Source organism: Campylobacter lari subsp. lari, from assembly GCF_013372185.1.
Classification (GTDB): domain Bacteria; phylum Campylobacterota; class Campylobacteria; order Campylobacterales; family Campylobacteraceae; genus Campylobacter_D; species Campylobacter_D lari.
The window spans coordinates 802,882-823,869 of the sequence record NZ_CP053830.1 but is presented as its reverse complement, the minus strand read 5'-3'; the positions used below and the strand labels follow the sequence as shown (position 1 = coordinate 823,869).

Sequence of the window (20,988 nt, the reverse complement as noted above, 5' to 3'; positions counted from 1 at the left end):
CATTAAAAATAACAATAAATTGGAAAGGAATTTTAATGGTAGCCCCAGAAAATACACCGGTTTGGGTTGATGAAGCAAGATGTAAAGCTTGCAATATCTGTGTTAGTTATTGTCCAGCTGGAGTTTTAGCAATGAGAGATGAAATCAGTGCAGTTTTAGGACAGATGATAGAAGTGGTTCATCCTGATTCTTGTATAGGCTGTAGTGAATGCGAAAGCCATTGTCCTGATTTTGCAATTTTCGTTGCTAAAAGAGATGAATTTAAATTTGCAAAACTTACACCAGAAGCTAAAGAAAGAGCACAAGCTGTTAAAGAAAATAAATATAAAAAATTAAACGCATAGGAAAAACAATGAGAGAAGTGATATCAACAGGTAATGTTTTAGTAGCCAAAGCTGCGATTGATTGTGGCTGTAAATTTTTTGGTGGTTATCCAATTACCCCAAGTTCTGAAATAGCACACGAACTAAGTCATATGTTACCAAAAAATGATGGTACTTTTATACAGATGGAAGATGAAATTTCAGGTATTAGTGTGGCTTTGGGTGCTTCTATGAGTGGTGTTAAGTCTATGACAGCAAGTAGCGGGCCTGGGATTTCTTTAAAAGCTGAGCAAATTGGCTTGGGTTTTATAGCTGAAATTCCACTTGTGATTGTAAATGTTATGAGAGGTGGTCCATCCACTGGTCTTCCTACAAGGGTTGCACAAGGTGATTTGTTTCAGGCTAAAGCTCCAACGCATGGAGATTATGCGAGTATAGCTTTAGCTCCTGCTTCATTAGAAGAAGCTTATACTGAAACCATTAGAGCTTTTAATCTAGCTGAAAAATATATGACTCCGGTATTTTTACTTTTAGATGAAACCATAGGACATATGAATGGTAAGGCAAAATTGCCTGATTTAGAAGAATTAGAAATTATTAACCGTAAAAAATTTAGCGGCGATAAAAAAGATTATAAACCTTATGCAGCAGGGGAAAATGAAGCTGCTACGCTAAATCCTTTCTTTGAAGGTTATCGTTATCATATCACAGGACTTCATCATGGAGATATAGGTTTTCCAACTGAAGATGGAGCGATTGTAGATAAAAATATAAAAAGATTGTTTGGTAAGATTAAAAATAATACTGATGAAATTTGCACTTATGAAGAGTTTATGTGTGATGATGCGCAGTTTTTAATCATTGCTTATGGTAGTGTTGCAAGATCTGCTAAAGAAGCTATTTTAAGACTTAGAGAAGAAGGTTTTAAAGTAGGGCTTTTTAGACCTATTACTTTATATCCAGTAGCTGAGAAAAAAATAGCTCAAGTGGTATCTAAATTTGAAAAAGTTATGGTTAGCGAGCTAAATATGGGGCAATATTTAGAAGAAATTCAAAGAGTAAGCAAAAGAGATGATTTTATTAGCTTGCACCGTGCAAATGGTCGCCCTATAACCCCAAGTGAAATTATTGCTAAAGTAAAGGAGAATATGTAAAATGGCTTTTAATTATGATGAGTATTTAAGAGTAGATAAACTTCCAACACAATGGTGCTGGGGTTGTGGTGATGGTGTTGTTTTAAAAGCTATTATTAGAGCTATACAAAAACTTGGCTGGAATATGGATGATGTTTGTTTGGTTTCTGGTATAGGTTGTAGTGGTAGAATGAGTTCTTATGTAAATTGCAACACGGTTCATACAACTCATGGTAGAGCTATAGCTTATGCAACAGGAATTAAACTAGCAAATCCTAAAAAACATGTAATCGTAGTAAGCGGGGATGGTGATACTTTGGCAATTGGTGGAAATCACACTATTCATGGTTGCAGAAGAAATATAGATTTAACTCATATTTTAATCAATAATTTTATTTATGGTCTTACAAATTCTCAAACTTCTCCAACTACCCCACAAGGCTTTTACACTGTTACAGCTCAAGCAGGTAATATAGACCCAAATTTTGATGCTTGTGAGCTTACTAAAGCCGCTGGGGCTTCTTTTGTAGCAAGAACAAATGTTATTGAGGCAAATAAACTTGAAAATATCATTTTTAAAGCTTTGTCACACAAAGGTTATAGCTTTGTGGATGTATTTTCAAACTGCCATATTAATCTTGGTAGAAAAAATAAAATGGGTGAAGCTGTAAGCATGCTTGATTGGATTAAAAATCGTTGTGTTGAAAAAAATAAATTTGAACAATTAGACTATGAGCAAAGAGCAGATAAATTCCCTACAGGAATTTTACATCAAGATGAAAGCAAGGCAGAATATTGCGAAGCTTATGAAGAAGTTAGAAGAGCCTTGAAAGAAAAAAGAATGGTTGATTTAGGAGCATTAAAATGAAATATCAATTAAGATTTTGCGGTGAAGGTGGACAAGGGGTTATCACTGCAGGTGAAATTTTAGCTAAAGCTGCCATTAAAGAAGGGCGCAATGCTTTTAAAGCTTCTACTTATACTTCTCAAGTTAGAGGTGGACCAACTAAGGTTGATATCATCATTGATGAAAGTGAAATCTTTTTTCCTTATGCAGTAGAAGGTGAAGTGAGTTTTATGCTTTCAACTGCTGATAAGGGTTATCATAGTTTTAAAGATGGTGTTTGTGAAGGTGGTGTTATAGTTGTAGAGCCAAATTTAGTTCATCCAAGCAAAGAAGATTATGTAAGATGGAAAATTTTTGAAATTCCTATTATTACTATAGCTAAAGAAGAAGTAGGCAATGTAGCCACTCAATCAGTTGTTGCTTTGGCTATAGCTGCTTATATGAGTAAATGTATTGATATTGATGCATTAAAACAAACTATGCTTGATATGGTACCTGCAAAAACTAAAGAAGCAAATGCAAAAGCTTTTGATTTAGGTATAGAATACGCTAAAAAAGCACAAGTAGTTTCTTGATTTTTCAAGAAACTCTCCTTATAAAATAATATTTATTAAATTATCGTTATAATATTTTCCATTTTAGGCAAAAAGGTAAAATAATGAAAGAGCTAAATGGCTCGCAAATGATTTGTGAAGCATTAAAAGAAGAAAATGTTAAAGTAGTTTTTGGTTATCCTGGTGGTGCTGCTTTAAATATTTATGATGAAATTTATAAGCAAACTCATTTTAAACATATCCTAGTTAGACACGAGCAAGCAGCCTTACATAGTGCTGATGCTTATGCTAGAATGAGTGGTGAGGTTGGCGTGGCGGTAGTTACAAGTGGACCTGGTTTTACCAATACAGTTACAGGTTTAGCTACTGCTTATAGTGATTCTATACCTTTGGTTTTAATTTCAGCTCAAGTTGCAAATTCTTTAATAGGAACCGATGCCTTTCAAGAAATCGATGCTATAGGTATTTCAAGACCTTGTGTAAAACATAATTATTTAGTAAAAAATATTGAAGAATTACCTAAAATTTTAAAAGAAGCTTTTTATATTGCTACAACAGGTAGAAAAGGGCCTGTGCATATTGATATACCTAAGGATATTACTGCTGCTATAGGTAAATGGCACTATCCTAAAGAAATTTCTATGAAAACTTACAAGCCAACCTATAAAGGAAATATCAAGCAAATTAAAAAATTAGTAAGTTTGATTAAAAATGCTCAAAAACCTTTATTTTATCTAGGTGGAGGTTGTGTAGCTTCTAATGCTAGTGATGAATTAAGAGAATTAATTCATTTTTGTCAAATTCCTGCAGTTGAAACCTTGATGGCTCTAGGGACTTTAAGAAGTGATGATGAGCTTAATTTAAAAATGGCAGGTATGCATGGGAGCTATTGTGCAAATATTGCTTTAAGTGAGTGTGATTTGCTCATTGCTGTGGGTGCTAGGTTTGATGATAGGATTACTGGTAAAACAAGTGAGTTTGCTAAGGGTGCAAAAATCGTTCATATTGATATAGATCCAAGTTCTATTTCTAAAATCATTGAAGCGCATTTTCCTATAGTTGGGGATATTAAAAGTGTTATTTTAGATACCTTAGAAGAATTAAAAAAAGAAAGCTTTGATAATACAAAATACCAAGAATGGTTTAAAACTTTACAAAGATATCAGCAATTATATCCTTTAATCTATGAAGATAGTGATGAAGTTTTAAAACCTCAATGGGTTATAGAAGAATGCGCTAGATTAGCTCCTGATGCAAGGATAATTACTGATGTAGGACAGCATCAAATGTGGGTAGCGCAATTTTATCCTTTTAATTATGCAAGACAACTTGCAACAAGTGGTGGACAAGGAACTATGGGTTATTCTTTACCGGCTGCACTTGGAGCTAAATTAGCTGTAGGTGAAGAAGTGGTGGTAAATTTTGTAGGTGATGGTTCTTTTTTAATGAATATACAAGAGTTAATGACTGCAAGTGCTTATAAAATCAAAGTGATTAATATCATTTTAAATAATTCTTTTTTAGGCATGGTAAGACAATGGCAAAGTATGTTTTATAAAGAAAGATTTTCTAATACAGATTTAACAAGTCAACCTGATTTTATTACTATTGCTAAAGGTTTTCATTGTGAGGGTTATAATGTTTGCAATAAAGAAGAATTTCAAAAAGCTTTCAAAGCAGCCTTAGAATCTAAAAAAACTTGTGTTTTAAATGTGGCTATAGATCGTTATGAAGATGTATTACCTATGGTACCTGCAGGGGGAGCTATTTATAATATGATTTTACCTAGCTATAAAAACAAGGATAAAAAATGAAAAGAAGAGTAATTTCTGTCATTGTATTAAATGAGCATGGGGTATTATCACGCGTTGTTGGGCTTTTTTCAGGGCGTGGTTATAATATAGAATCACTTACTGTTGCACCACTTGATGATAAAGAATTCTCAAGGATAAACATCGTTACTTTAGGTGATGAAAAAGTTTTTGAGCAAATCATAAAACAACTTCATAAACTCATACCTACTTATAAGGTGATTGATTCTAGTGATTTTATAGAAAAAGAAACAGCTTTGGTAAAGATTGCTTTAAATGAAAATTTTGCAGGCTTAGATGCTATATTAAAAGCTTATAATGGCAGTGTAACTTATAGTGATGATGAGTTTATTGTAGTAATGGCAAGTGATGATGCGAAAAATATCGATAACTTTTTAAAAACTATGAAAAAGTATAATCCTATTAGTGTAGTTAGAAGTGGTTCTATTTTAATGGAGGTAAAATGAAAATTAGTGAAATTGCTAAATTTTTAGGTATAGAATATTATGGAGATGATATAGAAATTACAGCTTTAAATTCATTAAATAACGCAAGTTTTAGTGAACTTAGTTATTGCGATGGAGAAAAAAACTCTAAAAAAATCGCAAGTAGTGGAGCTGGGGCTATATTAATCTCAAAAGAATTTGAAAATTTAGTTTCAAAAGATTGCGTTAAGCTAGTTGTTGATAATCCACATTTATCTTTTGCGCTTTTAAGTAAGCTTTTTGCTAAACCTTTGATCTCTAGTGAAAAAAAACAATCTAATATTGCCAAAAGTGCTAAGATTATGCCAAATGTTTATATAGGTGAAAATGTCCAAATAGCTGATCATGTAGTGATAATGGCAGGCGCTTATATAGGCGATAATGTAAGTATAGGTGAATATACTATAATTCATCCAAATGCTGTGATTTATAATGACACTAAAATAGGTAAAAAATGTCATTTGCTGGCAAATTGTGTTATAGGTAGTGATGGTTTTGGTTATGCACATACAAAAAATGGCGAGCATTATAAGATTTATCACAATGGAAATGTTATTTTAGAAGATTTTGTAGAAGTTGGAGCTTGTACTACTATAGATAGAGCAGTTTTTGAAAGTACTATCATAAAGCAAGGCACAAAGATTGATAATTTGGTTCAAGTAGGACATAATTGTGAAATAGGGGAGAACTGCCTTATAGTAGCTCAAAGTGGAATTTCAGGCTCAAGCATTTTAGGTAAAAATGTCACTATGGGTGGACAAAGTGCTACAAGCGGGCATTTGGAAATAGGGGATTTTGCTACCATAGCCGCAAGAGGTGGGGTCACTAAAAATTTAGAAGGTGCTAGGGTTTATGGTGGTTTTCCTATCATGCTTCAAAAAGATTGGTTAAAATTTCAAGCAAAAATTATCACAGCATTTAGGGATAAACATGAGTAAAAAAATATTTAAAACTATAGAATTACATGGTAGTAAAAGTGGAGAAATAAGCCTTTGTAATCTTTCTAATCCTTATGGTGTAGGAAGTAATGATATCTTAAGTATAGGTGTGGCTTTAAAAAAGGAAAATGGAATAGATTGGAAAGTTCATATTCCTTATGAAAATTTAAAAGATCTTATCCTAGCACTTCAAGAAATAGAAAAAAGCAAAGCCTAGTTTAAAAACTAGGCGTATTTAAATCCCGTTTTCTTCCTGCACTAATAATTAAAATAAAATTAAGCGCGATTAAAATATACACAAAAGTTGGTATAGGAAAAGCATCGCCATTTGCATAAGAATGAAGCCCAGAAAGGTAAAAATTTACTCCAAAATAAGTCATTAATATACTATAAAAAGCTAAAACACTAGCACTTGCAAAAACAAAAATAAAATAAGTTTTGAAAATAAATCTTAAATGTAATACCATGGTATAAACTACAATAGAAATCAAAGCCCAAGTTTCTTTTGGATCCCAACCCCAATATCTTCCCCAGCTTTCATTGGCCCAAACTCCGCCTAAAAAATTTCCTATCGTAAGCATTGCAAGTCCTATTATCATAGACATTTCATTAACGCAGTGTAGTTTGGTGATGTTTAAATCTATATTTTTATTCTTACCTCTTAAGGTAAAAAGAATTAAACTCAAAATTCCTACAATAAAACAAAGTGCTAAAAATCCATAGCTTGCTGTTATAATCGATACATGAATATTAAGCCAATAAGATTTTAAAACAGGTATTAAATTTCCAATTTGAGGATCCATAAAGCCAAGATGAGCTACAAAAAGTGAAATACCTGCTAAAAAACTCGCACCGCATAAGGCTAAGAGTGATTTTTTAAAAAATATCACAGCGCTTATCGCACAAGCAAAAGCTATATAAATCATACTTTCATAAGCATTACTCCAAGGAGCATGCTCGCCTACATACCAACGAATGATTAAAGCTAATGCATGTATGATTACACACATACTTAAAATGATGTAAAAAAATCTATATACAAAGGTAGATAAAGAAATATTTTTTAATATAGTATAAAAACTTAAAAAGAAAAACACTAACGCAAAGCTAATATAAACAAAAGTTAGATTATCAAAGATATTATAATGATTAAGCAGTATTTCAAGGTCTAATCTTTCCTTTGGCGGTAAAACATTACTTCCATAGTGATTTTGAAAATCTTTTAGAGATTGTAAAATTTCATTTGCATCTTGCCATTGATTGTTTTCAACACCATTGCGAACTTGTAAAAAATAGCTGACTAAAAGCATTTGTAAACGCTCTACATCTTCTTTTGCAAAGGGTAAAATTTGTACTGGAGAATACCACTTTAAACTTTGTTCGTTAATATCAGGAAAAATAGTTAAAGCTTGACCGCTATAAATATAATATGCGTGATTTATTTTTTCATCTAAGGCTAGTAAATCTTTATCAAAGCTAGTTCTTAGTGAGGGCTTTTTGCGGTTAGCTTCCTCAACATAATTACTCAGTTTATATACCCCATTATCAAACACATCATCAAATGCTATGTATTTTTCATTTATATCTGCGCCTATTAATTCTCTTAGCTTGCTTGTTTTTGTAGCTATCATTTTGATTTTTCTAAATTCTTTAGGATAAATCATCATTGCTAGAAAAATTTGATCATAGTGAAGATTTAAAAATTTTTCTTTTTGAGTGATTTTATAAACAAATTCCATTGCCAAAGTATCTAAAGGCTTGATTCTACCATTATGATCTTGCACGAGTAGTTTTGCAAAATTTAAAGAATGATCATAGGAATTTTTTTGCAAATTTGAGATTAAATTTAAAATTTCATTTTTATTTTCTTGTGCAAAAAGTGGAGTTTGTAAATTTGCAAAAAGTAAAATGAACAACACAAAGCTTTGGCTTTTTTTTAAATAAACACTTAAACGATGAAATCTTGAGTTTTTGTCAAATAAAACCCATAAAAATCCTAAAATCAACAAAGTATAACCTATATATGTAGGGATTTTACCAGGATCTTTATTAACTGAAAGTATAGTACCTTGTTCATCTTGATCATAAGAACTTTGAAAAAATCTATATCCACCATAATCAAGAACATTATTCATAAAAATATCATAATCTAAGTTAATATTATTTTGCTCATCTATGATTTGAATTTTTGAAGTATAAGAAGATGGGCTCATAGAACCTAAATAACGCTCTAGTATAAAATCTTTTAAGTGTAATGCAAAAGGAAGCTTAATTTCTCTTGGCCCCCAATTGATAGTAAAATTTTTTCCCTGTAAGTTAAAATACACCACTTGTTTATTTGTAAAATTTGGATTTAAGATTATTTGTGTATTTGCTTTTTGATAATTAATGTTTAATTTTAAGCTAGCAGGTGTGACAGAGTCTTTTTGTGAAGTGTATTTGATAGAGCTTATGGTTAATTTTTCGCCATTTAAGTCTATAGTTTTTTCAAAATGTTTTTGGGTTAGTGGGGTAAAGCTAATAGGAAATTCAAAACTAGCATTAGTATCAAAATCAGTAATTTTTATAAATTCTTCTCTAGTGACTATGGTGCTAGAGCTTTCATTTTCTCTTATATGTATTCCACCTTCTAAACCAAAATATCTAGTAAGTCCAGCACCGATTAAAATCACTATAAAGGATAAGTGCAAAAGTAAGATAGAGTATTTTTTCTTTTGAAAAAGCTTGTTGTAAAATATCACTCCGATTAAATTTAAACCTAGTAATAAATGCAACATATCAAACCAAGCATTATTATAAATTAAAGCTTTGGCTGCACTAATACCAAAATCATTTTCTATAAAGGTTGCCACAGCACAAGCTATGGTGTATATACTCATTAGCAAAAAACTCATCGCAAAAGAAAAAAAATACTGCATTTTTAACCCTTAAATATTATTTTCTTTATAAAAATGTATAAGTTTTTGCGCTATGGCTGCCTCGTCTAAATTTTGATTTTCTTTTTGGTTTAAAAACTCCATTGTAGCGCCTAATCTTTTTGCGCTAATAAAACCAGGATAATTTAACAAAGTTTGGCTGTTTTTGTTTAAAATTACAATAGTAGGGGTGGCTACTATATCATAAATACTAGAAAGTTCAGCTGTACTTAAGTCGCTTTTGTGGTTTTTATAAAATGTATGAATTTTTTTATAGCTTATATTTATATAATATGAGCTGTATTTTTCTTTTATAAAATCTTGTATTTTTTTATCATTTTTAATTTCTTCTTTTAATTTATCACAATATAAGCAGTGGTTTGCGCTAAAAATAATTAAAATGTTTTTATCATCACTTTTTATATTTGTATTGTCTTTAAATAAATGAGCTATTTCTTCATAAGATTTTTTATCTAAATCATTTGCTTTTTGTAAATTTTCTTTAGAAAATTGCGTGCCGCTTGAGATTAAATTAGCATCAAGTTTTTCTTCATTAGAACAAGCTGTAAAAAAAATACTTAAAAAACTAAGTGTGAGTATTGTTTTAAACATTTAAAATCCTTGAAAAAGTTAGGAAAAGTCCTTATTCGCTATTATAGCGAATAAGGTTATAAGATAGTGTTAAAGAAAGTATAAAGCATTAAAAATAAAAATACTAAGCCAGTGATTAGCATTGCAAATCCTGCAAGTTTAGCTAGCCATTGATATGCTTTGAAATTACTTTTATTTTCATATAAAGTGCTTAATTTTCCACTTTCTTTCAAGCGTTTATACCATACGCTTCTTTCTTGTTTAATCTCTTCTTCACTAACGCTTCCTGAGAAAATCACCATATCCATAGGGAAGCGATCTGCTCTAAAATGCGTATTAAAGAAATGAATTGCAAAAATAAATCCTGTAGCAAGTAAGGCTTCATCAGAGTGAAGTAGGGTTGCTAGGTTGATTGCTTCGCCTGGTAAAAATTTACCAAAGAAAGCAGGAAACCATAAAATAAGCCCTGAAATACCAATGATAAACATACCCCAAAATACTGCTAGATAGTCAAATTTTTCCCAATAAGTCCAGCGGTCAAATTGCGGTCTTGATCCAAAACCAAAGAACCATTTAAAATGATCTTTCATATCTTTAAAATCTTGCCAGTTTGGCATTAAAGAATCAGGTCCAAAAGTAGCTTTTAAAACTTTCATAAAGCTTATTTTACCAGTGATTGGATCCCTTGCTATATCACGGCGTTTCCAATTTACGATGATGATTTCTCCAATGTGAGAGAAAAATACTGCAAACATTACTATGGCTGAAATATGATGTATGGTTGCTGCGTTAATAATATCTCCACCCATTAAATCAATCATAGGTTTAGCCCACGCTGAATCATAGAATTTTTGCGGTAAGCCTGAGAATGCAAGACCTAAAAAGCTAGCTGCCATAAAGAAATGTTGAATTCTATGGAAAGTGCTAAATCTTCTTATTCTTACTTTATCTTCATGTGCTGCTTTTCTTGCTTCTTTCCATTCTTTAGGATATTTTATACGCATAGCAATCAAACGCAAGCACCAAAGTATAGTATGAGCTCCAAAGAAAACAAATACAGAAATTACTAAAATAGTCATAAATATATAAGCACCATGTAATCCAGGATATTTTTCGCCATCGCTATGATCAGCATGTGCCATCCAATTTGCGAAATTTTCATTTGCATTTGGATGACATGATTTACAAGTTTGAACACGGTTAATTGGCGAGAGAGTTGAACTTCTTTCACTTGATTTTAAAATATTGTGTTTACCATGACAATCAGAACAAGTAGCAACACTTGGAGTTTCACCTGGAGTGCTTAAAAACATACCTTTACCATGGAAAGTCATATGGAAAGTTGCACTTTTTTGTTTATGGCATTGTGCGCATTTTTGATCGACCAATTGTTTTTGTGAATAAATTCCTGAATGTTTTGGGGTAACATGAATAGAGTGACAAGTCGCACATGATGGTTTTTCTTTTTTCTTTTGCATATCTTGAGCAGGCAAGAACTCTTGTATCCCATGAGCACTTTTTGCTAAAGCATTACTTGCTTTTTCATGGCAAGTTGCACACTTTTGATTGATTAAGTTTTTACTTGCTGCAATATCAGCTCTAATGCCTTTACCTTTTTGAGCATGACAATCACGACAAGATGGAGTGTTGCTAAATTTAAATCTTGAGTGAATAGTATCTTTAAACTCGATAATTTCTTTAGCTTTTTCCCATTTAACGGTGTCTATTTTTTCAACTTTTCTACCCGAAGTTATCCATGATTCAATACCATCAAGCATTACAACAGAGTTCTTATAGCCGAGTTCTATAGCAACTGCAGCAGCTTGAGAAGCTTCAAATCTAAAACGATTTAAACCATAAAATACTAAATTTGCATTTTTATCTTGTGGCAATAAATTTTGCCAATTTTCCACATAGGTTGATATGGAATTAGGTATATAACCATTAGCTTGTCTATCTTGCTCTGAGTTGACATCAAAAAAATAAGTATTATTTTGATCTAGCATTTCTTGAGCTTGTGCTAAGCTAATGCTTTTTACACCTTCTATTGATCCTATTTCCCCATTAGCCTCAGCAAAAATAAATCCTGATGGCATAAAAAGAGTAAAAAGGATGATAAAAAGTCGAGTGATTAAATTTTTCAAGACTAGCTCCTTATTTGAAGGAAGAATTTTTCATTCTTCCTTTGTTTTTATTTACCATTTAGGATATTTTGTGCTTCTTGGATATAAATTAAAGCTTCTTCTATGATTTTCTTAGAATAAGCAGGTCCATGAACACCCCAAGAACCATCTTTTTCTAGTCTATCAGCTATGGCTTGAGCTTGATTAGTTAGGCTTAACACTTTTGATTTTTGCTCTACTGAAAGTTTGGTTTTTTCAGCAAAAGTTTTATCAATATTTGCTATGCCTTTTCTGATTTTCTCATAGCCTTCTTTAACAGGGTTTTGCCACTCCATTACCTTATCATAAATCATTTCTTGATTGCTAAAGTGAAGTTTTTCAGGTAAGGTTGATTGCACAGGACTATGACAACCACTTGCACCAGGCCCCATTAAATTAATATCGCTAAAACTAGTTCTACCACAACTCCACATTAAATCAAGGAAAAATCTACCTTCATCATCTCTAGCTATAGTCCAGCCACCAACTTTAGGCGATCTTTCTTTGCCTTCTGGCGGATTAAGTGTTTTTGCAGTTTTGTCTACTTTGATATTCCATATATGAGAGGCTCTAACATTATCAAATCCACCTTTATCAGGGTTTTGAACTGCTCCAAAATTTTCACAACTCATCATATTTGGCATGTGACAAGCTGTGCAGTTATCTTTTGCGTGAATTCCACCTTTTTTGAAAAAGCTTGCTTGGGTTTCATGACAATCTTTGCAAGTTTTTTTAAGTTTTGTTTTAGTGTAACCACTTTTCCAATCATTAAAAGTTACTTCATGTGGATCATGACAAGTATTACATCTCATACCCTTATCATAGTGAGCTGAAGAATACATTTGAGCACCTTCTGTTCCACACGCAGGACAACTTGATTTAAAATATGCGTTGAAAGGTTTTCTAGGATTGATTTTAGCATCGGTTTCATTATATGAAAATCTTTGATGACATCTTTCACAATTTGATGGCATACCCGCACCTCTTGCTCCATAAAGATGCGCTCCAGCCCCGTGGCATTCTTCGCAAGTAATACCTTTTGAAATGGTATGTTTTTGAAGTTCTTTTGGATTACCTAGTGCTTTGTAAAATTCTTCCTTGCTCTTAAAATCAAATTTAAAAGTATGACAGGTTTCACAATATGCAGTAGCAGGTTGGAAAACTGCTTTTTCTTTATAGCTTGCAGCATAAGAGTTTGTTCCCCACACTTGAGAACCATTTCCTCCAAAATCTTCCATTTTAGTAGGAAAACCAGGTGCAAAAGCAGCTATCTTTTGTGCCATTTCAGGAGTTAAAAACTCACTCCAAAGTCTTGAGAATTGATTACCTCCAGCGGTTAATTTACCACTTAAATCACTCAAATTTCCATCTTCAACATGGTAAGTTCCACGCACAAGCCATTTATCTATAAACCCATATTTTGTCCTTGGTGTTCCAATGAGAGCATAAACATCATTTGGATAAATTCCATCAGGCAAAATAGTAGCTTGAGAATTATACATAGGTTTTTTCAAACCTTCAGCTCCGCCAACTTCTTCCATTTCATGTGGAAAACGCACAGTTTTTGCATGGCGAGAGCGCTCCCAAGAAGCATATTGAGCAGGGTGACACTCACCACATTTTTTTGGGCCTACGAATTTGTTTGGAAAATCCAAAAAAGACTCATAAGGCAAACGATAAGTAATAGAAGCTTGTTTTAAATCATGCTCAGCGGCAAATTTGGCCCCATTTTGATTTAAAACCCAGTTTTCTGTTCTATCGCTATGAGTAAATTTACCCACCAAACGCCCTTCTTTTTCATATTTAAAAATAGGGTGATGTTTGTAAAGATAGTCAAAAAATGCATCCTCTTGAGCTACATAACCATCAAGAGTTCTAGGCTCTGAAGAAGCAAAAGCTTGTGAACTTAAACTTATACCTAAGGCTAAACAGGCGTAGGTAGCAACCTTAGCTAATTTGTGTTTCATAACTTCCCTTTCGCGCGTTTTGTTAAAAGATAGAAATACTCTTATTTATTATCTATTAACTATTAAAGTATAATTGTGACTATTTTTTAATAAAAAATAACTTAAAAATATATTTATATTTATTTTTTGTTAATTTAAATAATAAAAATTATTATATAGAAAAAGAAGTTATTTACTAAATACTAAATTCTACTTATAGTTCCTACTACCTTACCCACGATTAAAAAATCACCATTTTGATAATGAACATCTGCATAACTTAGATTAAAAGAGTGTAGATAAACTCCGCCTTTATTGCTTTTAAAAATTTGTTTGATAAACAAACCGTCTCGAGTATTTACCGCAAAAACCCCACCTTCTTTAAAGCTTTTATTTTTATCTATCAAACACAAAGATTCATCTTTGATTTCAGGCTCCATACTATCGCCTATACAAGGGATGATATCACAATCTTTAGAGCCAAAAAAATCACTTAATTTTTCATCTACTATCACTTCTGAAAAACTCACATTATCATTTAAAGCACCACCACCCATAGAAGCATTAACATCATAATATTTTAAGACATTATAATTTAGATCAAGCGCTGGAGTATTGCTCTCAAGAGAATCTTCGTAAAAAAACGCATTGATATTGATATTTCTTTCATTTAAAAAATGAAGTATTTGTTTATAAGGTATGGAATTTCTAAATTTCATACTATAAAATGTATCAGGATTGATATTTAGCATTTTAGCCACATCAGAATCTTTAGCGTTTTTTATGCCTTCTTTTTGGAGTATAAATTTAAGTTTATCGGTAATTTCATTCATTTGCATAAAAATCCTTTTAAATAAAAAGTATTTTAGCAAATTTACTTTTATTTTGCAAGAATTCTTTTAAATTAAAAGATATTTAGCCTCCAAATTTTTGTGGAGGCTAAAAAATTATTTATTAATTAAGCTTTTGATGTATTGATCTACCATGTATAAGCCATTGCCATTATCGCTTATGAGTTTGATTTTATCTACTATACCTCTAAAAAGTGCTTCTTCTTCGTGTTGTTCGCTTACATACCATTGCAAGAAATTAAAAGTTGAATAATCTTTGCTTGAAAGCATAAAATCAACAAGATTATTTATAGAAGCTGTGATACTTTGCTCATGCTCAAAAGTTTTTTCAAATACATCAAGCAATGATTTAAAATCACTATCAGGTTTTTTGACTTCTTTTAATTCCACTTTAGAATCAGTTTCATTTAAATAAGTGATGAGTTTTCTAGCATGATCACTTTCTTCTCTTGCATGCTCGAACAAAAACGCCCCCGCACCATCAAAACTATGCTCATAGCACCATGAACTCATACTCAAATACAAATTTGCTGCATACATTTCTTTATTGATTTGCTCGTTTAGTAAAGCTACTACTTCTTTTGAAAGCATTTTCTCTCCTTATGGAATATTTTTGTTATATTAGTTAGAACTATATTAAAAATACATTAATAAGTGTATTCATAAAAATTATAAATTAATACCAAAAGAAAAAGTGCTACCTTTTTGTGGGGTGGATTGGATTTTTAAAGAGCTTTTGTGTAAAGAAAGTATTTTTTTAACTAAAAACAATCCTAGTCCAAAAGAGTTATTTTGTGTTGAGTTTGCTTTGTAGAATTTTTTTGTTATAAATTTAAGGTGTTTTTCTTCTATGCCTATACCTTGATCTATGATAGTAAAATTTTGATTTTTTACAATGATTAATACTTCTTTTTTGCTGTATTTTAAGGCATTGTCTATTAGATTAATGATGACTTGTTCTATGAGAAATTTATCCGCCTTGACAAAGCTTGTTTGACCTTGAATTTTCAACCTATCTTCTCTAAAGCTTTCTAATAAATTTTCACTCAAAGCATATAAGTCAAATTTTTCTAAATTTAAAGAATTAAAATTAAGATTAAAAACAAAATTGAGTTTGTGTGTTAGTTGGTTGATTTTTATGCTTTGTTTGTGAATTTTTTCAAGTAAAAATAATTTCATATTTTCATCATTAGTTTCTTTTAAAGATTGTAAGCTCAAATCTATAACGCTTATAGGGTTTTTAATTTCATGCGATATAGCGCTGATTATATTGCTTAGTTGAGTATTTTTGGTTTGAATTTTTTTAGCTTGTTTTTTGTTTTTTAATTCTTGCTTGATGAGTAATTTTTTAATTTTTAATAAGCGTAAATTTAAATTTTTTAATTCATAAAAAAAATTATAACTTGTGGTGAAATTAGAATTTGATTTGATGTTTTTAACAAACAATAATAATTCTTGAAAATAAATTTTAAAAAAATTAAATACAATAAAATAAAACACAACAAGTATAAGCAAAAAGAAAGAAAAAATAATGATATTTTTAATCCAAAAATTTTGCACCAAAGAGTGTATTTTAGGATATACAATGATGATGTATTGATAGTTTTTATAAGTATAAGCTTTAAAGTAAATTTCTTTTTGCTTATAAAAATCATGGGTAAAATTAGACTTAAAATGATTTAAAAAATAAGAATAATCTTTTAACGATGAAAAAATTTCATCATCTTGTTTGATGATATAATCTGCTCTGGTGTTTTGAGCAAATTGCTTGATATTGTTAGAATTTAGTGTATCTAATAACTGAAATTGTAAAACATCATTGAGTGTTTTTAATTTTTGCTCATAAGTGTTTTTTACTGTAGTATTGATATAGCTTTCATTGAAAAAATAAAACAATACAAAAAAAACAATACAAAAAAATCCAAGCATAAAAAGGAAAAATGTTTTTATTTTTAGCACAATTTATAACCCACCGAGCGCACTGAAATGATATTTTCTTTAATTTGTGGAATTTTTTGTTTTAATCTTAAAATAGCCGTATTGATTGTCTTGTCGCTTGTTGTGTCATTTTTCCATACTTGCTCACTTAAAAATTGACGACTTAGAAGTTGATTTTTGTGATTAAAAAAACACTTGAGTAGTTCTACATCTAAGGTTGATAAATTTTCAAAAGTATTTGTTTTATAGGTTAGTTTTCTCTCTTCTAAGTATAAGGTAAAATCTTGATAAGAAATTTGTTCTTTTGGAGTTTTATTTCTTTTAGTTACAGCTTTAATTCTAAATAAAAGCTCATTAAAATCAAAAGGTTTGCATATATAATCATCACAGCCTTGTTTAAAACCTTCTAAAATATCTTTTTGTAAAGTCTTTGCACTAAGAAAAATCACAGGCTCCATATAGCCTTTTTTTCTTAATTGTTTTATCATCTCAACACTATCGCCACTTGGCAAATTTCTATCCATGATGATTAAATCTATTTCGTTGGTATCTAGAAAATTTTCTAAGTCAAAAGAATCAAAATAACTATAAATTTTTATATTTTCTTGGCTAAGTCTTAGTGTGATTAATTCATTTAAGTCTTTATCATCTTCTATCAAAATAACATTTAGCATATAAAATTATATCAAAAAATATATGTATCCAAAATGTTTCCAAGTTTTTTTAAATTTTCATTACTTTTTAACTAAGGAGAAAAAATGAAAAAACTTTTGGCTTTAAGTGTGGCTTGCTTTGTTAGTTTAAACGCAGCAGAATTAAAAATAGCAGGTTCATCAACGGTGTATCCTTTTACTTCTTTTGTTGCTGAAGAGTATGCTTCTATAAAAAATACAAAAACACCTATAGTTGAAAGTCTTGGCACAGGTGGTGGTTTTAAAGTTTTTTGCGAGGGAATTACTGATATTTCAAATGCTTCAAGAGCTATCAAGCCAAGTGAATTTGAAACTTGTAAAAAATCAGGCGTGAGTGATATAGTCGGGATTATGATAGGTTATGATGGTATAGTTTTAGCACAAAATAAAATCAATGCCCCGTTAAATATAAGCATGCAAGAGTTATTTTTGGCTTTGGCTAAAGAAATTCCACAAGATGGAAAATTAATTCCAAATCCTTATACAAATTGGCAACAAATCAATAAAAATCTACCAAATAGAAAAATTACAATCTATGGACCACCATCGAGTTCAGGAACAAGAGATAGCATAGAAGAGCTTGTAATGGTAGATATTTCTAAAAAAATTCCTGAATATAAAGGTGTGTATAAAACTATACGCCAAGATGGAGCATTTATACCAAGCGGAGAAAATGATAATTTAATCGTTTCAAAACTTTCTGTTGATAAAGAATCTTTTGGGCTTTTTGGATACGGATTTTTAGCTAGTAATGATGATAAGATTAATGCTGCCTACATTGATGGTGTAAAAGCTGATGAAAAAAATATATCTGAGGGAAAATATAAACTAGCTCGTTCTTTGTTTATATACATGAATGCTAAGAAAAATCCAGAAGTATTTGAATTTGCAAAAATTTATATGAGTGATGATTTAGCTAAAAGCGGAGCAGAATTAGAAAAAATAGGATTAGTTCCTTTAGATGAAAAAACTTTAAAACAAACCCAAAAACATATAGAAGAAAAAGGTTTATTAACTGATGAGCTTGTTAAAGCAGGGAAAGTTTTTTGATTTAGGATGAAAAATTGATAAAAGAAAAAATAATAAAATTAACGCTTTTTCTTTGTGCTTTTGTTAGCGTAGTAGTAAGCTTTGCTATTATGCTAACAATTTTAATCGAGGCTTTAAAATTTTTTCAAAAAGAAAGCGTATTTACTTTTTTGTTTTCAAGCCAGTGGGCAGCAGATGCTGCATTTGTAGGTGCTGATGGAAGTAGTAAGCATGGTGTTTTTGGTGCTTTGAGTTTATTTTGGGGAACTTTTTATATTTCACTAATAGCAATGCTAACAGCCTTACCTTTAGGTGTAATGTGTGCTATTTATCTTGGAGTATTTGCAGGTAAAAAATCTAAAAACTATTTAAAACCTATTTTAGAAATCATAGCAGGAATTCCTACTGTAGTTTTTGGATTTTTCGCAGCCATAGTTGTAGCTCCTTTTATAGTGTGGTTTTTTTCTCTTTTTGGTATCAAAGCTAGTTTTCAAAGTGCTTTGGGTGCAGGTTTTATCATGGGTATTATGATAGTTCCTATAGTGGCTTCACTCTCGCAAGATTGCATTGAAGCTGTAAGTTCAAAAAGGATAAATGGAGCTTATGCTTTAGGTATGACTAAAAAAGAAGTTGTATTTGCAGTAATTTTACCAGAAGCAATGCCAGGCATAGTTGCAGCTTGTCTCTTAGGGCTTTCAAGAGCTTTAGGTGAAACGATGATTGTTGTCATGGCTGCTTCATTGCGTCCAAATTTAACAATGAATTTTTTAGAAGATATGACAACGGTTACTGTTAAGATAGTAGAGGCATTAAGTGGTGATCAAGCTTTTGATAGTTCTTTAGCTTTAAGTGCATTTTCTTTAGGGCTTGTGCTTTTTATTATTACATTAATCATTAATATTTTTAGCGTTTATTTGATAAATCGCTTCCATAAAAGGAAAAATTTATGAAAAAACTTTTTAAACAAAGAAAAAAAGCTTCAAAAAATTTCAAAAGATTTTGTAAAATAGGGCTTTATATAAACCTTATTTTTCTTTGTGTTTTTTTATCAAGTGTAGGGTATCTTGGGATAGGAGCTTTTAAGCAAACTTACATTTATACTCAAGCTGATAGAAATAGCCCTTCATATGAGCTTTTATCACGCGCTGAACAGAGGAAAATAAGAACGGGTCAAATAAAAGAAAAATCTTGGCTTTTAGCAAATTCTGAAGTTGATCAATATATGAAAAAAAACTACAATAAACTAAGCGATGAGCAAAAAAAATTAGTTGATGAATTAGTTCAAAAGCAAGAAATCAAACTAAGTTTTAATACAAATTTTTTTCTTAATGGAGACTCTAAATCACCTGAAAATTCAGGAATCTTTGCTTCTGTGATTGGAACTTTGCTTGTAATGTTAGTATGTATGGCCGTTAGTATCCCAATAGGAGTTGGAGCTGCTATTTATTTAGAAGAATTTGCCCCGCAAAATGTATTTACGCATTTTATAGAAGTATGCATAAATAATCTAGCTAGCATTCCTAGTATTTTATTTGGACTTTTAGGTCTTGGAGTGTTTATTAATCTTTTTGGCATGCCTCGTTCTAGTGCTTTGGTTGGGGGACTTACTTTGGCTATTATGAGTTTGCCTATTATTATTGTTTCAACTAAAGCTGCCTTAAAAAGTGTAGATATTAATATGAAAAATGCTGCATATGCTTTAGGTATGACTAAAATTCAAATGATAAAAGGCATTATGCTGCCTTTGGCAATGCCTATGATATTAACAGGTTCTATTTTAACTCTAGCGGGGGCTATTGGCGAAACTGCACCTTTGATGATTATAGGTATGATAGCTTTTATACCCGATGTGGCAAATAGTGTTTTTGCGCCAACAAGTGTTTTACCTGCTCAAATTTTTTCATGGTCAGCTATGCCAGAGCGTGCATTTTTAGAAAGAACAGCAGCAGGGATTATAGTGCTTTTATCTCTTTTGGTGATTTTAAATTTAGCAGCAATACTTTTAAGAAGATATTTTCAAGGAAAATTAAAATGATAGCAAAAACAACAAATTTAAATTTATTTTATGGTAAAAAACAGGCTTTGTTTGATATAAATATGGAAATTCAAAAAAATAAAATCACAGCTTTAATAGGTGCTTCAGGTTGCGGAAAATCCACATTTTTGCGTTGCTTTAATCGCATGAATGACAAAATAGCAAAAATCGATGGTCTTGTTGAGATTGATGGAAAAGATGTTAAAAATCAAGATTTAGTTGTGCTTAGAAAAAAAGTTGGAATGGTATTTCAACAACCAAATGTTTTTGTAAAAAGCATTTATGATAATATTTCTTATGCTCCAAAACTCCATGGGATGATTAAAAATAAAGATGAAGAAGATGCTTTAGTAGAAGATTGTCTTAAAAAAGTGGGTCTTTTTGAAGAAGTAAAAGATAAACTAAAACAAAATGCTCTAGCACTTTCAGGTGGCCAGCAACAACGCCTTTGCATAGCAAGAGCTTTGGCCATAAAGCCAAAATTATTACTTTTAGATGAACCAACTTCTGCACTTGATCCTATATCTTCTGGAGTCATAGAAGAACTTATTAAAGAACTAAGTCATAATTTATCTATGATAATGGTAACACATAATATGCAACAAGGTAAGCGCGTGGCTGATTACACTGCGTTTTTTCATTTAGGAGAGCTTGTGGAATTTGGAGAGAGTAAAGAATTTTTTGAAAATCCTAAAGAAGAAAAAACAAAAGCTTATTTGAGTGGAGCTTTTGGGTGAT

The 20,988-nt window shown here is 31.0% G+C and carries 20 protein-coding genes; 12 read left to right on the top strand and 8 right to left on the bottom strand.

The window, feature by feature from the left end; translation table 11 throughout:
- The first annotated feature begins 29 nt into the window (after positions 1–29).
- The 8 genes from CLLT_RS04405 (at position 30) to CLLT_RS04370 (ending at position 6,308) form a co-directional block, all read left to right on the top strand.
- Complete coding sequence (locus tag CLLT_RS04405; protein ID WP_039668439.1) at positions 30–344, top strand: 2-oxoglutarate:acceptor oxidoreductase, delta subunit; 315 nt, start codon at positions 30–32, stop codon at positions 342–344.
- A gap of 8 nt (positions 345–352) precedes the next feature.
- Positions 353–1,477: a 2-oxoglutarate synthase subunit alpha gene (locus tag CLLT_RS04400; RefSeq protein WP_070256892.1), complete on the top strand. Its 1,125-nt coding sequence runs from the start codon at positions 353–355 to the stop codon at positions 1,475–1,477.
- 1 nt (position 1,478) lies between these two features.
- Positions 1,479–2,324 (top strand): 2-oxoglutarate ferredoxin oxidoreductase subunit beta, encoded by an 846-nt coding sequence (locus CLLT_RS04395; protein WP_012661525.1) that lies wholly within the window; start codon positions 1,479–1,481, stop codon positions 2,322–2,324.
- Positions 2,321–2,878, top strand: a complete 558-nt coding sequence (locus CLLT_RS04390) for a 2-oxoglutarate:acceptor oxidoreductase subunit OorC (protein ID WP_012661524.1) — start codon at positions 2,321–2,323, stop codon at positions 2,876–2,878. The genes CLLT_RS04395 and CLLT_RS04390 overlap by 4 nt, the downstream gene beginning before the upstream one ends.
- 83 nt (positions 2,879–2,961) lie before the next feature.
- A complete protein-coding gene (locus tag CLLT_RS04385) occupies positions 2,962–4,671 on the top strand; it encodes an acetolactate synthase large subunit (protein ID WP_012661523.1) in 1,710 nt (569 codons plus the stop codon).
- Entirely contained in the window at positions 4,668–5,135 is a 468-nt protein-coding gene (ilvN, locus tag CLLT_RS04380; RefSeq protein WP_012661522.1) for an acetolactate synthase small subunit, read from the top strand. Before CLLT_RS04385 ends, ilvN begins: the two co-directional genes overlap by 4 nt.
- Positions 5,132–6,091, top strand: a complete 960-nt coding sequence (gene lpxD, locus CLLT_RS04375) for a UDP-3-O-(3-hydroxymyristoyl)glucosamine N-acyltransferase (RefSeq protein ID WP_012661521.1) — start codon at positions 5,132–5,134, stop codon at positions 6,089–6,091. Before ilvN ends, lpxD begins: the two co-directional genes overlap by 4 nt.
- Positions 6,084–6,308: a hypothetical protein gene (locus tag CLLT_RS04370; RefSeq protein WP_012661520.1), complete on the top strand. Its 225-nt coding sequence runs from the start codon at positions 6,084–6,086 to the stop codon at positions 6,306–6,308. The genes lpxD and CLLT_RS04370 overlap by 8 nt, the downstream gene beginning before the upstream one ends.
- Position 6,309: 1 nt before the next feature.
- Here the strand turns inward: CLLT_RS04370 and CLLT_RS04365 are convergent, their stop codons facing one another.
- The 8 genes from CLLT_RS04365 to CLLT_RS04330 form a co-directional block, all read right to left on the bottom strand.
- Positions 6,310–9,009: a cytochrome c biogenesis protein gene (locus CLLT_RS04365; protein ID WP_074692125.1), complete on the bottom strand. Its 2,700-nt coding sequence runs from the start codon at positions 9,007–9,009 to the stop codon at positions 6,310–6,312.
- A gap of 9 nt (positions 9,010–9,018) precedes the next feature.
- A complete protein-coding gene (locus CLLT_RS04360) occupies positions 9,019–9,618 on the bottom strand; it encodes a SoxW family protein (protein WP_074692122.1) in 600 nt (199 codons plus the stop codon).
- Between the two features lie 56 nt (positions 9,619–9,674).
- Positions 9,675–11,693, bottom strand: coding sequence for a rhodanese-like domain-containing protein (locus CLLT_RS04355; protein ID WP_172461676.1), 2,019 nt, complete (start codon positions 11,691–11,693; stop codon positions 9,675–9,677).
- Positions 11,694–11,788: 95 nt separating this feature from the next.
- Positions 11,789–13,726, bottom strand: coding sequence for a multiheme c-type cytochrome (locus CLLT_RS04350; RefSeq protein ID WP_081351998.1), 1,938 nt, complete (start codon positions 13,724–13,726; stop codon positions 11,789–11,791).
- 182 nt (positions 13,727–13,908) lie between these two features.
- Positions 13,909–14,544: a S24 family peptidase gene (locus CLLT_RS04345; protein ID WP_012661515.1), complete on the bottom strand. Its 636-nt coding sequence runs from the start codon at positions 14,542–14,544 to the stop codon at positions 13,909–13,911.
- Between the two features lie 108 nt (positions 14,545–14,652).
- Complete coding sequence (ftnA, locus tag CLLT_RS04340) at positions 14,653–15,147, bottom strand: non-heme ferritin (protein WP_012661514.1); 495 nt, start codon at positions 15,145–15,147, stop codon at positions 14,653–14,655.
- 78 nt (positions 15,148–15,225) lie between these two features.
- On the bottom strand, positions 15,226–16,515 hold the full coding sequence (locus CLLT_RS04335) for a sensor histidine kinase (protein WP_234944977.1): 1,290 nt from the start codon (positions 16,513–16,515) through the stop codon (positions 15,226–15,228).
- The gene (locus CLLT_RS04330; RefSeq protein WP_012661512.1) at positions 16,509–17,168 is read right to left on the bottom strand and encodes a response regulator transcription factor; all 660 of its coding nucleotides are present in this window, start codon (positions 17,166–17,168) and stop codon (positions 16,509–16,511) included. The genes CLLT_RS04335 and CLLT_RS04330 overlap by 7 nt, the downstream gene beginning before the upstream one ends.
- An 84-nt stretch (positions 17,169–17,252) precedes the next feature.
- Here CLLT_RS04330 and CLLT_RS04325 point away from each other — a divergent pair, with 84 nt between their 5' ends.
- Genes CLLT_RS04325 through pstB form a run of 4 tightly spaced genes read left to right on the top strand, consistent with a single transcriptional unit; the run spans position 17,253 to position 20,987 of the window.
- Positions 17,253–18,236 (top strand): substrate-binding domain-containing protein, encoded by a 984-nt coding sequence (locus tag CLLT_RS04325; protein ID WP_074692116.1) that lies wholly within the window; start codon positions 17,253–17,255, stop codon positions 18,234–18,236.
- 14 nt (positions 18,237–18,250) lie between these two features.
- Positions 18,251–19,165 (top strand): phosphate ABC transporter permease subunit PstC, encoded by a 915-nt coding sequence (gene pstC, locus CLLT_RS04320; protein ID WP_039668424.1) that lies wholly within the window; start codon positions 18,251–18,253, stop codon positions 19,163–19,165.
- Complete coding sequence (gene pstA / locus CLLT_RS04315; RefSeq protein ID WP_074692113.1) at positions 19,162–20,250, top strand: phosphate ABC transporter permease PstA; 1,089 nt, start codon at positions 19,162–19,164, stop codon at positions 20,248–20,250. Before pstC ends, pstA begins: the two co-directional genes overlap by 4 nt.
- Entirely contained in the window at positions 20,247–20,987 is a 741-nt protein-coding gene (gene pstB / locus CLLT_RS04310) for a phosphate ABC transporter ATP-binding protein PstB (protein WP_074692110.1), read from the top strand. The genes pstA and pstB overlap by 4 nt, the downstream gene beginning before the upstream one ends.
- Position 20,988: the final 1 nt, after the last annotated feature.